We start from the raw sequence: 13,456 nt of genomic DNA, 5'->3' as shown, positions 1-13,456 counted from the left end.
ACTTGACTTAAAGCTACTTTTTGTAAACTGATTGTCAAGGATTTGACAAAATGGTTGACAACAAGAAAGATTATTTCAAAGGAAGAGGAGCTCAGGTTCAGTCTGGAAATCGCTTTCTCACACAGCAAATTGTAACTGAACATATGGAGGGATTGGACGAACCATTATATGTTCAACCAAAGACTGAAGTCAGAATCGATCATCCGAAAACTATTGTCAACCCCATAAATAGTCCGGATTTGGGTTTAAGTTTTTCTTTAAATCCCTATCAAGGTTGTGAGCATGGATGTATTTATTGCTATGCTCGAAATTCTCATGAATACTATGGCTTCACGGCAGGATTGGATTTTGAAACCAAGCTAATGGCAAAACCCAATGCACCTAAGCTCCTAGAGAAGAGACTTCTCAGCAAATCCTGGAAAGCCAGTCCGATTTCATTATCCGGAAATACAGATTGCTATCAACCTTTGGAAAAAGAAATGGGTATAACTCGGGAATTGCTTAAAGTCTTTGCTCGATATCGGCATCCGGTTGGTTTGATAACCAAGAATAGTTTGATTTTGAGGGATTTGGATTTGTTGCAGGATTTGGCTTCCGAGAACTTGGTCCAAGTGTATATTTCAATTACCACTTTAGAGGAAGACCTGAGGAGAAAAATGGAGCCTCGCACAGCAAGTGCCAAAAAAAGGCTGTCAACTCTTGAAGCATTGGCAAAAGCAAATATCCCTGTGGCTGTGATGAATGCTCCGATTATTCCGGGATTGAATCACTATGAAATCCCACAAATTCTTAAAGCAGCCTCAGATGCAGGTGCTTTGGGTGCAGGGTATACGGTTGTTCGATTAAATGGTCAATTGGAGCAGATTTTCTCTGATTGGCTTCAGAAGAATTACCCGGATCGATTTAATAAGGTGATGAATCAAATAGCTGAGTTGCACGGAGGAAATGTAAATGATTCTCAATTTGGCCGAAGAATGAAAGGAGAGGGCCCTATCGCTGAATGTATTCGTCAGTTATTCAATCAAGCAAGAAAGAGGTATTTTAAAAATAAATCTTTGCCAAAATTCAATTTGAAGGCATTCCACAAAGGAGGAACCTTAAGTTTTGATTTTGGTTGAAGGCTTTCAAGCTAAACTAGCTGGTCTTTTCTACAATCAAGAGATAGTCAATTTTTGCGGTGGCACCCATGAATTGGAAGGTTGGGCGGACATTGGGTAAAACTGAGATGATTTCTCCATCAAGTCTGTTTAAAAACCGTTCTAGCTTTTCCTGCATATTGTCACGGTTGACCTCGAGTTTATGTACTTTATATTTCATAGGGTTGTTTGGTTTTTGAGTAATTGATCTTTAATTCATAATGGAAATTGGTTTATTTTCACTAATACCCTTTCCAATATTCATCCAAATAATTTGCAAATCGTTCTGGAGAGTGTCTGTCGAATCGAAAGTAGAGACAAGGTTCTATGAGTTCCAGCTCCATTAATGCCATGGTATTTTGCGGCGTTCTTACTAAATCTACGCGTGCATAAAAAGGCTTTTGAGGTAAGGCAGCCATAGCTTTTTCTCCGGCAGAAAAGATGGAAGATTCGGGGCTTTGGATAGCGATCACACCGCCTCCATGTTCTTCCTGAACACGAAAATCACCAGCTCCGACTGTCTTCAAAATGGTGTGGCTGAGATGACCCTGAAAGTACATTAGCGAAAATTCCCCTTCATCTACCACGGATTGCATGAACGGCTGAATCATCCCTTCTTTATTCTGGAAAATATTTAAAGCTTTTTTCCAATCATCCTGATTTGATTTTTTAAGCCAAAATGTATCATCAGCATTGGCTCCAATTAGAGGTTTAACCACGATTTCTTCTGTATTGAATTTTGAGAAAGCTTCTTCAATCTGAGAAGCGTTCAGGTTTTGGAAGCGGATTGTGGGTACTAATTCAACCCCTTTTTCCTCTAACTCAAACAGGTAATTTTTGTGGATATTCCATCGGAGAATCTCTAGTGAATTAAGAAGATTGGCCGAAGACTGATCAATTTTTTCCAGCACCTTCACAAATTCATCTAAGTGCTGTTGATAATCCCATGGGCTTCGAATGACTACCAAATCGAATTCATTCCAGTTGGTTTCTTGATTCCAAGGGATGTTTTTCACATCCCATCCCAAATCCTTGAGAAATGGATGGACAAGGTCGTCGTCAATAAACCAACCTTCGGTATTGGCGATGGAAAGAAAAGCACATCGAGGCATGGGCTGGGCTTGAAGTGGATTATTAATTTAAGAAGATAATCGCAGGATTTTTAAAAAATGCTTCGATTTCCTCTTTGCCTCAATGGAATTTTTTCTCTGTCTGTTTTATCCTCATCAAAGATGGAACGGTTGTCTTAAAATGGGCTTACTTTCTTACTACATCCCCCTTTTTGATCTTTTTTCCATCATATCCTTCTACAAATTCTACAGGATGAGAAACCATTTCACCCTCAGCATTCACCGGCTTTAGACAGTTGAAATGAAGGTGAGGCTCTGTTGTCTGTCCTGTATTTCCGGACAAGCCAATCGGTTGCCCGCTACTTATTTGATCCCCAACCTTGACTAGACTACCATTTTGCTTCAAATGTACATATTGGAAAAAACGACCTGATTCCTGGTCATATATTGTGATGAAGTTGCTGTAAGGTCTCCAAGCGGGATCGGTTCCTCCTCGCTCATATTGATCTATCACACCTACCACATAGCCATCCGAAACCGAGACCACGGTATCGCCTACTTGAAATTTGAAATCCAAGGCGTAGCGAGAGTAATCTGAACTATGGGTAAAATTGGTGTTGTTTCCCTGAATGACTTTATATGATTTTCCTTTCGGAAAAGGGAGTTCGATGGGAGTGTTTTCGATTTCCTTGGATGGGTCTCCTAAAGAAATTTTATAAGCAATATCATCTTGAAATTCGTTGAGTTCAGAAAAAATCAAAAGTGTGTCTTGCTTTTCTTGGATTACAATTGGGTTTAGCGAGTCAAATTTTTCTTGAAGTGGGGAATATGATGTGCTCAACCATATACGTAGAGGAGCCATGACTGGATTTGAAAGCCTAATCTGGAGCTCATCATTTTGATAGGTATGATCTTTTTTGAATAAGAACTGATAATATTTTTCCTCCGGGAGCTTAAGCGGTTGACAGCTAATTGAAAGTAAGAGAGCGAATACTAGTATGCTTTTGACCCCTTTCATAATTCTCTGGTCTTTAAAAAACTATTTCTTTTCAGGATGATTTGTCCGTTGGATTCCTTTATAGAAACTATCTAGAAAAATAGAAAAATGATTTTCATGCTCGTAATAGTTTACCGAAAAATCAATGCTTTCTTTCCGTTTTTCTAGCTCTAGAATGAATTCTTCTATTTTTTCTCGATGAAAAGCAGGCTTACCTTGGTAGGTAAGGTGGATTTTGACAGGCTTGATAGATGAACTGTTTTTTAGCTTTTTAGTGACTTCTCCATTACTATACCAAATGGAAGGATCATACAAATGAAGGATTTCAAAAGGATGTGGTCTGTCTAGAATATAGGCACCAAAATATCCACCGTAGGAATGCCCTATCAGCGTATTATGATTATTGGTGGGATAATTATTTGATAAATCAGGGATCAGTTCTTTCGTAAGGAAATCATAAAACTTTTCTGCTCTGCCTGCATTGCTGTCATCATACCAATCGACTTCCTCTCCATCGAATTCAACTTTCGAATGGCTAAAAGTTAAATCCTGTCCTCTTTTCTTTTCCACTTCTATATGGGGGATGCCAACAATTATTGATCGATCTATTTTTTGGTGCCCACCAAGATCAAAAGCAATTTGCCGAACCAATTCAAATCTCCACTCAGCATCTAATACAAAGATCACCGGGTAAGAAACCGAGTCGGAATAATTCAGAGGAAGTGCAACCCAATATTCACGGGTTTCATTTAAATACTCAGATTCAATTTTGTGGGATTGAGTAGGGGAAAGACAGATTGTTTCTTGAGCCAAAACAGGAGTAATTATAATGCTTAGAAGGATTATCAAAATAAACCTCGCGTTGGATATCATGGGCCTAGAAAATTTTTAGCTTTTAGTTTTTTTCAAAGGTGAGATAATCTATATCTCCATTTCCACCACTTACATCCATTAATTCAATTTTTGTTGATGACTGAGAGATAATTTCCCAATCATCGTTTAAATCTTCAAAATCATTGGTTAGGTTGAAATTGATGTTGAAATCTAAATCATCTGGGCTATCATCATCAATACCTCCTTCTGTTATACTCCAAGTTCCATCATAATTATTTGTTCCATTGTTTGCGTTTAGAACACCTGAATTTAAGAAGGTGAAAATGTAACCATTGAAATGGTTGGTTTCATCATCGCTCGAATCAATAAATTTAGTGATGCGCCAAGTTCCTTGTTGGATATTAAATTCGATTTGATCTTTGACCTCACTTCTTGGGTTATTGTCATCATTTGAACATGATGTAAAAACCATGGTGCCAATTAAACAGGCTAGGATCGAGATTTTTAATTTTTTAGAGATCATAGTGTTGGGGATTAAGTTAATGATTCTGTACAGGTTAAACACCAATTTTTTTTCTCGGCTTGTTTCCGAGAATTGTTGCCAGTATTAATTAAACGTTCCTTGGTCACAGAAAGGTGTGATTCAGGATAGAATTCCTAAACATTGAATCTTTGTTGATTAATTTGAAAAATTGGGTTCCCCATTTCGGAATTAAAAAATCAAGATATGTTGGGAAGGACTTTACATTTGCTTGATTGGAATCCAAATCTCTTCTTCTGAATTTGGGTCATTATTTATGTAATTGTCACCTAATATTTCAAAATGCGGTCTTTGGTCTAATTCCCAATTTGAATTTGGGAGCCAAGTCCAAAAAATGTAATGAAAAATTGATGGGTCACTACTCATTCCCTTATACTCAAAAACTGCGTAAAGTCCTGCTTGAATTACCAAGGTTTCCAAATGGGAAGGGATGTTTTCAAAGCAGGCAACTTCCACAGCAGCCCATTTTTCAAATTCATTTTCATCCTGGAAATCATGAAAATAATTGGTAGGATAAATGGATATGGAGTATAATTCTTTGGATATAGGATTTAAAATTTCTTTCTTCTTAGGTATAAAATTTTTCCAAAGCTCTCCTGCCTGAAAATTGGCTAGGCTCATAATTTGCTTTTTGCCAATCATTTTTTTGGAAGAGATTTCCTCAATTCTTGGATTAAGATTTTTCAATTTTTTTAATTCAAGTTTTTTGATGATTTCAGGACAGCAATCCTATCTGAAGCATGACTATTATCGGGATTAATTTCAATGGATCTCTGGTAATTTTTTATGGCATTTTCTGTATCTCCAATCCCCTCTAAAGCTTCACCAAGACTATCATAGGCATTATACGATTCTGGATAATTTTCAGTATTCAATTGAAAAAACTCGATTGCTTTTCTTTTACCTATTTCATCATTGCTTCTCAAAAAGCTGTAACCCAATTGATTTACAAGTGACTCAGGTGGGAGAAATTGATAAGAAAGACGATCGGACAGAATAGAAAAATGTTTCTTTAACTGTTCTACATTTTGAATATCCCGATAATCGATACCATATCCCTCAAAAACCGAAGAGATTCCTTTGTAAAATGCGATAGAAGGGACTAAGGCGTGATTTTCTTCTTCAAAATATTCCAATTCTCCAGGGAATTCACCCTCACTTTTTGCATGAAAGGATTCATATAAGCGAACATGCCTGTCACGGTTTCGAATGTTTCTTTTCCCCCAATTTGCAGTAGCGATATAGATAAATCGATCAAAAGAGTTTTGTGTCAACTTTTCAAGTTTCTGATCCATGGTCTCAGCACCCCAGGAACCTAGACTCGGATCGGCTGCAATGAAAGCATTGAAAAGGGTGCTTTCCTTCATGTATGTGTGCGTGGCTAATAATCCCCCAAGAGAGTGACCATATAGTATTCGATAGGGGGCAGTTCGATATTCTTGATCCAATTGAGGAATCAGCTCTTCTTCAAGAAATCTCAAAAAATTATCTCCTCCTCCAAAATCATTAGGTCTACGGGTTATGATTTTATCCGGTGTGAAGTCTCGATTTCTATTTACATTTTCAACTGCAACCACAATCATTTCTGGTATTCGCTGATTTCTATAAGTTTCAGAACTCATAAAATCCACCATTCCCGAAATATGTCTAAAGAGAGTGTTTCCGTCTAGAATAATTAAAACCGGATATTTTTTGTAAGAGGAGAAGGGGGTATGATAGGATTCAGGCAAACTCAACCAATAGGAGCGATCTTCTTCCAAAACATGGGAGTATATGTGATGCTTTGTTCCAATTACGAACTCTTCTAATTCTTGAGAATATGCTTGGGTGAGACTAGTCAATAAAAAAAGAGAAATGAAAATGGTTTTTTTCATGGGTGATGGGATGAATTGAAAATTAATATGAAGCTGTAAGGTAGGAAATTAAAAAGTGGGGCTCTGATTTAGCTCCAAGGGTAGGGGCTTAATTCTCGGAAATATCTAATCTGAAAGTTAAATTCTATCAATGACTTCCTGGAATTTTTGTTTTTCATCTTCCTTCAATTTTTCAATGGATTCCTGAGAGCCATTGGAAATTTTTAAGGAGGAAAGAATCTGAACTGCAACATACATATCATGCCATTCCCCAAGTTGATGCTGTTGCTTTAGGATTAGCTTTTTATCCAAATCAATCTCCTTTTGGAGTTTTTTGGGCAAGACATCGTAGATATAGACTAGGTTCTTGATTTTTCTTCGATAGGTATGCAGTCCTTCGCGATCTTTTACTTGAAGGATTTTTAGTGCATTTTCTTTTGATTTCTCAAAGTATCCTTTGATTACTTTTTTATCTCCGATTTTTTCTGGAAACCTAAGGCTTTTACGATATGCTGAAATAGCTTGAAAAAAAGTTGGAGCGAAATCTAAAAATTGTTTGACTAAAACGCTTTCTTGAGATTCAGCTTTTGAAATGAGATTGGTTGGTGGGGGAGAAAGTGATTGAAGCAATTGAATAGTCAATTTTGTCTCTCTAATCTTACCTGCATTTTTAAATAAAGGCAAAAGGGATGCAGCAGTGAAATCCGCCTCGTAAATTTTTCTAGCAAAGGAATTAATGGCTTTAATTTTTTTTATCTCCACTCGGATTCGATGAAGACACTCAGGATCTTTTTCTTTCTGGTAGAATGAAAGTTGCTGTTCTATTGAATCAAGCAGTTTTATTACATAAGAATTCAGCAAGTTCTTTTTCATCCATATGGGGTTGAATTATTAAGAAGTTGATATACTTATATTGGTGTAGAAAAATCTGAAAAGATCACTTCAACTTTTTACTTCTTTCTTTTCAATACCATCACCACCCGGTTTGGAATGTAAAGCGATACTTTATTTTCCTTATCAGTAGGGTAAATTAGCTTTTTATCCAAGCGTTCGAAACCACCAAATTCCTTCTGGTCTGAATGCAGAATAATCTGGTAATCTCCAGCTTTTGGCATAGGTATGGGGAATCCAAAATACGAATCGGTAGGATGGAAGGAAAAGACAAAGATCAATCCTCCTCGTTCGTATGCCAGAATTTTCTTGTTTGGTTCCAAGTATAATTGCGTTGCATGAGGCTGAGCCAAAAGCTCATATTTCGTTGCCAAATGAATCATGGCTTTGTCCCAGGCATTCAATTGCTGATAACGAAGGTGAGGAGTGTCTACCAAGGACCATTGTCTTCTGGCATACTGATAGCTCCAATTATTTCCTTCTCTAGGGAAATCCACCCATTCCGGATGTCCAAATTCATTACCGATGAAGTTCAAATATCCTTCTCCTCCCAAAGAAAGCGTGAGCATTCGAATCAGTTTGTGTATAGCAATCCCCCGATCTACGACAAGATTTTGCTCCAGAACTGACATGGACGTGTACATTTCCTTATCCATCAACCAAAAAGCCAAGGATTTATCACCCACTAGGGCTTGATCATGGCTTTCTGCATAGGCTATGGATTTTTCTTTTTTGGGGCGATTTGTTAATTCATGCCATAATTCAAATAAATCCCATTGCTCGTCTAGCTTATGCTTGAGGGTCTTGATCCAAAAGTCAGGAATTCCCATGGCTAATCTAAAATCAAACCCTATCCCTCCATCTTCAATTTTTCTGCAAAGTCCTGGCATCCCGCTCACTTCTTCCGCTATAGAAATAGCATCTGGATTCAATTGGTGAATCAAGGTATTGGCTAATTGGAAATAGAGTAGGGCATCTTGGTCTACTCCTTCATCGAAGTATTTTTCTGCTGAATCAAAAGAAACATGGCCATGGTGGTGATAAAGCATGGAAGTAGCTCCATCAAATCGGAATCCATCAAAATGAAACTCATCCATCCAATAGCGAATATTAGATAAGAGGAATTCTTGAACTTCCCATTTCCCATAATCAAAGAGCTTTGAGTCCCATCCCTCGTGGTATCCTCGATCTCCAGGATGAAAATATTGATGGTCACTTCCATCAAATTCATTCAATCCTTCATTCACATTTTTTACAGCATGAGAATGCACAATATCCATGATCACCGCAATTCCCATTCTATGTGCCGTATTGATCAAAGACTTGAGCTCTTCAGGAGTACCAAAGCGTGAGGACGGAGCAAAGAAGTTGGAAACATGGTACCCGAAGGATCCATAATATGGATGTTCCATAACTGCCATCATTTGAATGGCATTATAACCAGCATCTTTAATTCGCGGCAGGATACTTTCTTCGAATTCCCTGTAGGTTCCGACCCCTAATTTTTCCTGAGCCATTCCTACATGACACTCATAGATAAGTGGCATATGGGCTACTTCTTGTAATGAAAAATCAGAATCTGTCCAGGAAAATTGTTCCTCAGGAAACCAAAGCTGTCCGGTGAAGTCATGCGTTTTTTCATCCTGAACTACTCTTCGGATATAAGCTGGAATCCGGTCTAGGTCACGTCCTTGGGAGTCAATGACGCGGACTTTAATTTTACTTTGATGAATAAAGGTGTGCTTGTATTGCTCATAGGGGAGAAATATTTCCCAATCACCTCGATGATTCCGTTTCATGGGATGGGAATTTCGATCCCACCAATTAAAGTCCCCCATCAAATACAATTGGCGCGCCGCAGGTGCCCATTCCCGGTAAATCCAACCATTCCGAACTGGTTCGAAATGAATTCCATAATAAGTGTGGAAATTGGCGAATTCCAGGATGCTTCCCATGGATTCGTTGATGGCATGTATAGCTTTATGAAATCGCTCTAATCGGCTTTGAATGGCGGGAGCGAAAGGCTCGAGCCAAGGTTCATCCTTGATAATTGTCAAAGTATGTTTGCTCACAAAAAATGCTTTAAAGTCTGAGCTGAATTTATAAAAAAAATAGGGGAAAGGTAAAGAAGGCTTTTTACCAATTTTTTGAGGAGAAAGAAGAGGCCTAAGAAAAAGAAAAGAGGAACCTCTTGAGACGCCCCCTATTTTCTTTTTCAATTTTTACGTGGCGGTGATTTCAAATGCCTCAGCTTATAATTGTCAATGTTTTTCATAAATCATTTCTGGCTCGAGAACTTCTACATTTCCAGCTGGATTGATTTGATCAAGCGTGACTAATTTTGTCTCATTGATAAGCATAGGGTCATATTTCGCAGCGACACGGATGTAGTTTTCTGTAAAACCATGCATTTTCCCATCTTCAATGTCTTCTTCAAAGAGAACTGTGTAGGTTTTTCCGAGATTTTCTTCATAAAACTTTCTACGTTTCTTCTCGGACAAAATTCGAAGCATTTTGGATCGTTCATTTCGTTTTTTCATAGGAACAACTCCATCCATTTCCACAGCTCTTGTATTTGCTCTTTCCGAATAAGTAAAGACATGGAGATAGGAAATATCCAATTCATTGAGGAAGTTGTAGGTTTCCAAAAACAACTCATCCGTTTCACCCGGAAAACCTACAATTACATCCACCCCTATGCAGGCATGTGGCATTAGTGTTTTGATTTTGGAGACGCGGTCCTCGTATAATTCCCTCAAGTAACGTCTTCCCATTCGTCTCAAAATGGTATTAGACCCGGATTGAAGCGGAATATGGAAATGAGGGACAAAACGCTTCGATCTGGATACAAACTCAATGATTTCATTGGTTAGCAAATTGGGTTCTATAGAAGAAATCCTAAATCGATCGATTCCTTCCACTTCATCCAAAGCAAAAACCAAATCAGCAAATCGCTCCTGCCTTTTTCCTTCTACGATCCCAAAGTCACCAATATTGACTCCAGTCAAAACCACTTCTTTCACATCAGTAGCAGCAATTTCTCTCGCGGCTTCTAAAACGGATTCAATGGTATTGCTTCGACTTTTTCCTCGTGCAAGAGGAATAGTGCAAAATGCGCAGCCATAGTTACAACCATCCTGAACTTTCAGAAAAGTTCTGGTTCTGTCATTGATTGAATAGGCATTATTAAAAGACTTGGCTTCAGAAATTTCACTTGCCAAAACCTTTGCTTCTTGTTCTTTAGCAAAATCACCGAGTAATTCTAGAAGTCTGAATTTTTCTGCTGCACCCAAAACTGCATCCACACCTTGAATTTCTGAAATCTCCGTCGGTTTCAATTGAGCGTAGCAACCAATAATGGCTACATAAGAGTTGGGGGAAATCTTTTTAGCCTCCTTGACAATTTTCTTACACTTTTTGTCTGCGTTTTCGGTCACAGAGCAAGTATTGATGATGAAAATGTCCGGATTCTCCTGAAAATCCACTTTTTGATAACCTCTGTCTTCAAATTGACGGCTAATCGTGGAGGTTTCGGAGAAGTTTAGCTTACAACCCAGTGTATAAAAGGCGACTTTTTTCACAATTTCCCTTCTGATAATGAGAGTGCAAAGGTAATCAATCTCATTTTGTTTTCAATTTTGTAAAATCGGGCTTGAAAAGCATAAAAATTTCCGATTTTGGGTTCAAAAAACACATGATCCATTGAAAAAAGTGTAAATTTTTTAAAAAACTGCTCTAAAAAATGGTCAAAAGCTTTTTCAAGTCAGTATTTTTCTATTTTTGTGGGTAATATTTTAAACCACTATTGTAGATATGGCAACATTAAGACAACAATCCCTAGCGATGGTACAAACCAGACCTCGGGTAAAAGTAGAAGCACCTGCTCCAAAAATCTCTGACTTCTTCGGGACCAATGTTTTTGGGATCAATCAAATGAAGCAGTCTTTGGCTCCATCTGTTTTCAAAAAAGTGATGGAAGCTATCGATAAAGGATCTAAAATCGATACAGCTACGGCAGAAGAAGTTGCGTCTGCAGTAAAGACTTGGGCCTTATCTAAAGGTGTAACGCATTACACGCACTGGTTTCAGCCATTGACTGGTTCCACAGCAGAAAAGCACGACTCTTTCTTCGATGCACATGCAGGATTAGAAAAATTCAAAGGATCAGCTTTGGTTCAGCAAGAACCTGATGCATCTTCTTTCCCTCATGGTGGAATTCGTTCTACTTTTGAAGCGAGAGGTTATACTGCCTGGGATCCTTCTTCTCCAATTTTCATTTTTGACAAAACCCTTTGTATCCCTACCATCTTCGTGTCTTACACTGGAGAGGCCTTGGATTACAAAACTCCTTTGTTGAAATCACTGGAAGCTGTTAATGAGGCCGCTGTAGCAATTTGCCAGCTTTTTGATCGGAACGTACGTAAAGTATCTCCTTCTCTAGGTGTAGAGCAAGAATACTTTGTGATTGATAAGGCTTTGTTTGCTGCTCGTCCTGACTTGGTAATGGCGGGAAGAACAGTGTTTGGTCACAATCCAGCCAGAGGTCAGCAGTTGGAAGATCATTACTTTGGTTCTATTCCAACTCGCGTGAAGGACTTCATGATGGATTTTGAAATCGAAGCGCACAAATTAGGTATTCCTGTTTCAACAAGACACAATGAGGTTGCTCCAGGTCAGTTTGAAGTAGCACCTGTTTTTGAAGAAATCAACAAGGCAGTTGATCACAACCAATTGTTGATGGATTTGATGGATAAAGTGGCTGAAAAGCATGGCTTGAAAGTGTTGTTGCATGAAAAGCCTTTTGCTGGGGTAAACGGTTCTGGTAAGCACAACAACTGGTCTTTGATTACAGATACAGGAGTCAACTTGTTCCAGCCAAGTAACTCGGCCCGTGAAAATCTTCAATTCTTGACTTTCTTGGTGGCTACTGTTAAGGCCGTTTATGACAATGCAGATTTGCTTCGTGCAAGTATTGCTTCCGCAGGTAACGACTTCCGTTTGGGTGCCAATGAAGCGCCACCGGCAATTATTTCTGTTTTCTTGGGTGAAACCTTGACTGGAGTATTGGATGAGTTGGAGAAAAATGGAAACATCAAGATAGAGAAGGGTGATAACATGTATATGAAGCTTGGTATTTCCAAGATTCCTGAAATCATCCTTGATAATACTGATCGAAACCGGACTTCTCCGTTTGCATTCACTGGAAATAAATTCGAATTCCGTGCTGTAGGTTCTAGTGCTAACTCAGCAGGACCAATGGCTACATTGAACGTAATCGTAGCTGAAGTTCTTCAGCAAATGGCCAAGGATATCCAAAAAGAAATGGATGCTGGACATGAAAAGAAGATTGCCATTGTAAATGTTCTTAGAAAGTACATTAAAGAATCTAAGAAAATCCGATTCGAGGGAGATGGATATTCAGAAGAATGGGAAAAGGAAGCTGCGAAGCGTGGATTATCCAACTTGAAGAATACGCCAGATGCATTGGACGTGTATACCAAAAAGGCTACAAAAGATCTTTTTGCTCGTCATAATGTGATGAATGAGCTTGAGGTTCATGCCCGTCATGAAATCATGCTTGAAAACTTCATGAAGAAAGTGCAGATTGAAAGCCGTGTGATGGGTGACCTTGCCTTGAATCACGTGATTCCTACTGCTATCCTTTACCAAAATAAGCTGATCCAAAATGCAAATGGATTGAAAGGTCTTGGTTTGGATAATTCAGCTGCTGTTGAGACTATTAAAGAAGTTTCTAAGCACATCGAATCCTTGAAGGCTAACGTAAATGCAATGATTGATGCTCGTCGTAAACTCAATAAAGAGGAAGACGTAATCAAGCGTGCAAAAGGCTATCAGAAGGAAGTGAAAGAAGCATTCTTTGACAAAATCCGCTATGCAGTTGATAAATTGGAATTGCTAGTAGATGACGAAAGCTGGCCTTTGGTAAAATACCGCGAGATGCTTTTCATTCGATAATTAAAGATTAGATTGATTTGTTTAAAGCCATCCCTTTCCTAGGGATGGCTTTTTTTATGAATTTCCCAAGCTTTCAGGAATAATAATCTAAGAGAGAGAGAAAAATCATAGAACTGCTCAAGGCGTTGCAGATTTTTGGCTTATATCCAATGAAAGGA

At 38.4% G+C, this 13,456-nt stretch carries 12 protein-coding genes; 2 read left to right on the top strand and 10 right to left on the bottom strand.

Features of this window, described 5'->3' with window-relative positions:
• Window positions 1-50: 50 nt before the first annotated feature.
• Window positions 51-1,118 (top strand): PA0069 family radical SAM protein, encoded by a 1,068-nt coding sequence (locus E4S40_RS08935; RefSeq protein ID WP_135073213.1) that lies wholly within the window; start codon window positions 51-53, stop codon window positions 1,116-1,118.
• Window positions 1,119-1,134: 16 nt separating this feature from the next.
• On the opposite strand, the gene E4S40_RS08930 is transcribed toward E4S40_RS08935, so the two are convergent.
• The 10 genes from E4S40_RS08930 to mtaB all read right to left on the bottom strand — a co-directional run bounded on the left by E4S40_RS08930 (window position 1,135) and on the right by mtaB (window position 10,903).
• Window positions 1,135-1,317: a hypothetical protein gene (locus E4S40_RS08930; protein WP_135073211.1), complete on the bottom strand. Its 183-nt coding sequence runs from the start codon at window positions 1,315-1,317 to the stop codon at window positions 1,135-1,137.
• A gap of 61 nt (window positions 1,318-1,378) precedes the next feature.
• A complete protein-coding gene (locus E4S40_RS08925) occupies window positions 1,379-2,248 on the bottom strand; it encodes an ATP-grasp domain-containing protein (RefSeq protein ID WP_135073209.1) in 870 nt (289 codons plus the stop codon).
• Window positions 2,249-2,393: 145 nt separating this feature from the next.
• Window positions 2,394-3,224, bottom strand: coding sequence for a M23 family metallopeptidase (locus E4S40_RS08920; RefSeq protein ID WP_135073207.1), 831 nt, complete (start codon window positions 3,222-3,224; stop codon window positions 2,394-2,396).
• A 21-nt stretch (window positions 3,225-3,245) separates the two neighbouring features.
• Window positions 3,246-4,076, bottom strand: a complete 831-nt coding sequence (locus tag E4S40_RS08915; protein WP_135073205.1) for an alpha/beta hydrolase — start codon at window positions 4,074-4,076, stop codon at window positions 3,246-3,248.
• 22 nt (window positions 4,077-4,098) lie between these two features.
• The gene (locus E4S40_RS08910; protein WP_202615354.1) at window positions 4,099-4,560 is read right to left on the bottom strand and encodes a hypothetical protein; all 462 of its coding nucleotides are present in this window, start codon (window positions 4,558-4,560) and stop codon (window positions 4,099-4,101) included.
• 219 nt (window positions 4,561-4,779) lie between these two features.
• Window positions 4,780-5,265: a GyrI-like domain-containing protein gene (locus E4S40_RS08905; RefSeq protein ID WP_135073203.1), complete on the bottom strand. Its 486-nt coding sequence runs from the start codon at window positions 5,263-5,265 to the stop codon at window positions 4,780-4,782.
• A 5-nt stretch (window positions 5,266-5,270) separates the two neighbouring features.
• Entirely contained in the window at window positions 5,271-6,452 is a 1,182-nt protein-coding gene (locus E4S40_RS08900) for an alpha/beta hydrolase-fold protein (RefSeq protein ID WP_135073201.1), read from the bottom strand.
• Between the two features lie 117 nt (window positions 6,453-6,569).
• Window positions 6,570-7,304, bottom strand: coding sequence for a CHAD domain-containing protein (locus E4S40_RS08895; protein WP_135073199.1), 735 nt, complete (start codon window positions 7,302-7,304; stop codon window positions 6,570-6,572).
• Between the two features lie 77 nt (window positions 7,305-7,381).
• Window positions 7,382-9,394: an alpha-amylase family glycosyl hydrolase gene (locus tag E4S40_RS08890; protein ID WP_237563158.1), complete on the bottom strand. Its 2,013-nt coding sequence runs from the start codon at window positions 9,392-9,394 to the stop codon at window positions 7,382-7,384.
• A gap of 189 nt (window positions 9,395-9,583) precedes the next feature.
• Window positions 9,584-10,903: a tRNA (N(6)-L-threonylcarbamoyladenosine(37)-C(2))-methylthiotransferase MtaB gene (gene mtaB, locus E4S40_RS08885; protein WP_135073196.1), complete on the bottom strand. Its 1,320-nt coding sequence runs from the start codon at window positions 10,901-10,903 to the stop codon at window positions 9,584-9,586.
• Between the two features lie 232 nt (window positions 10,904-11,135).
• On the opposite strand from mtaB, the gene E4S40_RS08880 reads away from it, so the two are divergent.
• Window positions 11,136-13,298, top strand: a complete 2,163-nt coding sequence (locus E4S40_RS08880) for a glutamine synthetase III family protein (RefSeq protein ID WP_135073194.1) — start codon at window positions 11,136-11,138, stop codon at window positions 13,296-13,298.
• Window positions 13,299-13,456 lie beyond the last annotated feature (158 nt).

The sequence above is a fragment of the Algoriphagus kandeliae genome, assembly GCF_004571135.1.
In the GTDB taxonomy this organism is placed as follows: Bacteria; Bacteroidota; Bacteroidia; order Cytophagales; family Cyclobacteriaceae; genus Algoriphagus; species Algoriphagus kandeliae.
The sequence above is the reverse complement of the archived record's forward strand: the minus strand, read 5'-3'. Positions and strand labels throughout refer to the sequence as shown.

What these genes read in the sequence shown, in the direction of transcription:
- E4S40_RS08935 (WP_135073213.1), top strand. Translation starts at nt 51, where the DNA reads ATGGTTGACAACAAGAAAGATTATTTCAAAGGAAGAGGAGCTCAGGTT.
- E4S40_RS08930 (WP_135073211.1), bottom strand. Translation starts at nt 1,317, where the DNA reads ATGAAATATAAAGTACATAAACTCGAGGTCAACCGTGACAATATGCAG.
- E4S40_RS08925 (WP_135073209.1), bottom strand. Translation starts at nt 2,248, where the DNA reads ATGCCTCGATGTGCTTTTCTTTCCATCGCCAATACCGAAGGTTGGTTT.
- E4S40_RS08920 (WP_135073207.1), bottom strand. Translation starts at nt 3,224, where the DNA reads ATGAAAGGGGTCAAAAGCATACTAGTATTCGCTCTCTTACTTTCAATT.
- E4S40_RS08915 (WP_135073205.1), bottom strand. Translation starts at nt 4,076, where the DNA reads ATGATATCCAACGCGAGGTTTATTTTGATAATCCTTCTAAGCATTATA.
- E4S40_RS08910 (WP_202615354.1), bottom strand. Translation starts at nt 4,560, where the DNA reads ATGATCTCTAAAAAATTAAAAATCTCGATCCTAGCCTGTTTAATTGGC.
- E4S40_RS08900 (WP_135073201.1), bottom strand. Translation starts at nt 6,452, where the DNA reads ATGAAAAAAACCATTTTCATTTCTCTTTTTTTATTGACTAGTCTCACC.
- E4S40_RS08895 (WP_135073199.1), bottom strand. Translation starts at nt 7,304, where the DNA reads ATGAAAAAGAACTTGCTGAATTCTTATGTAATAAAACTGCTTGATTCA.
- E4S40_RS08880 (WP_135073194.1), top strand. Translation starts at nt 11,136, where the DNA reads ATGGCAACATTAAGACAACAATCCCTAGCGATGGTACAAACCAGACCT.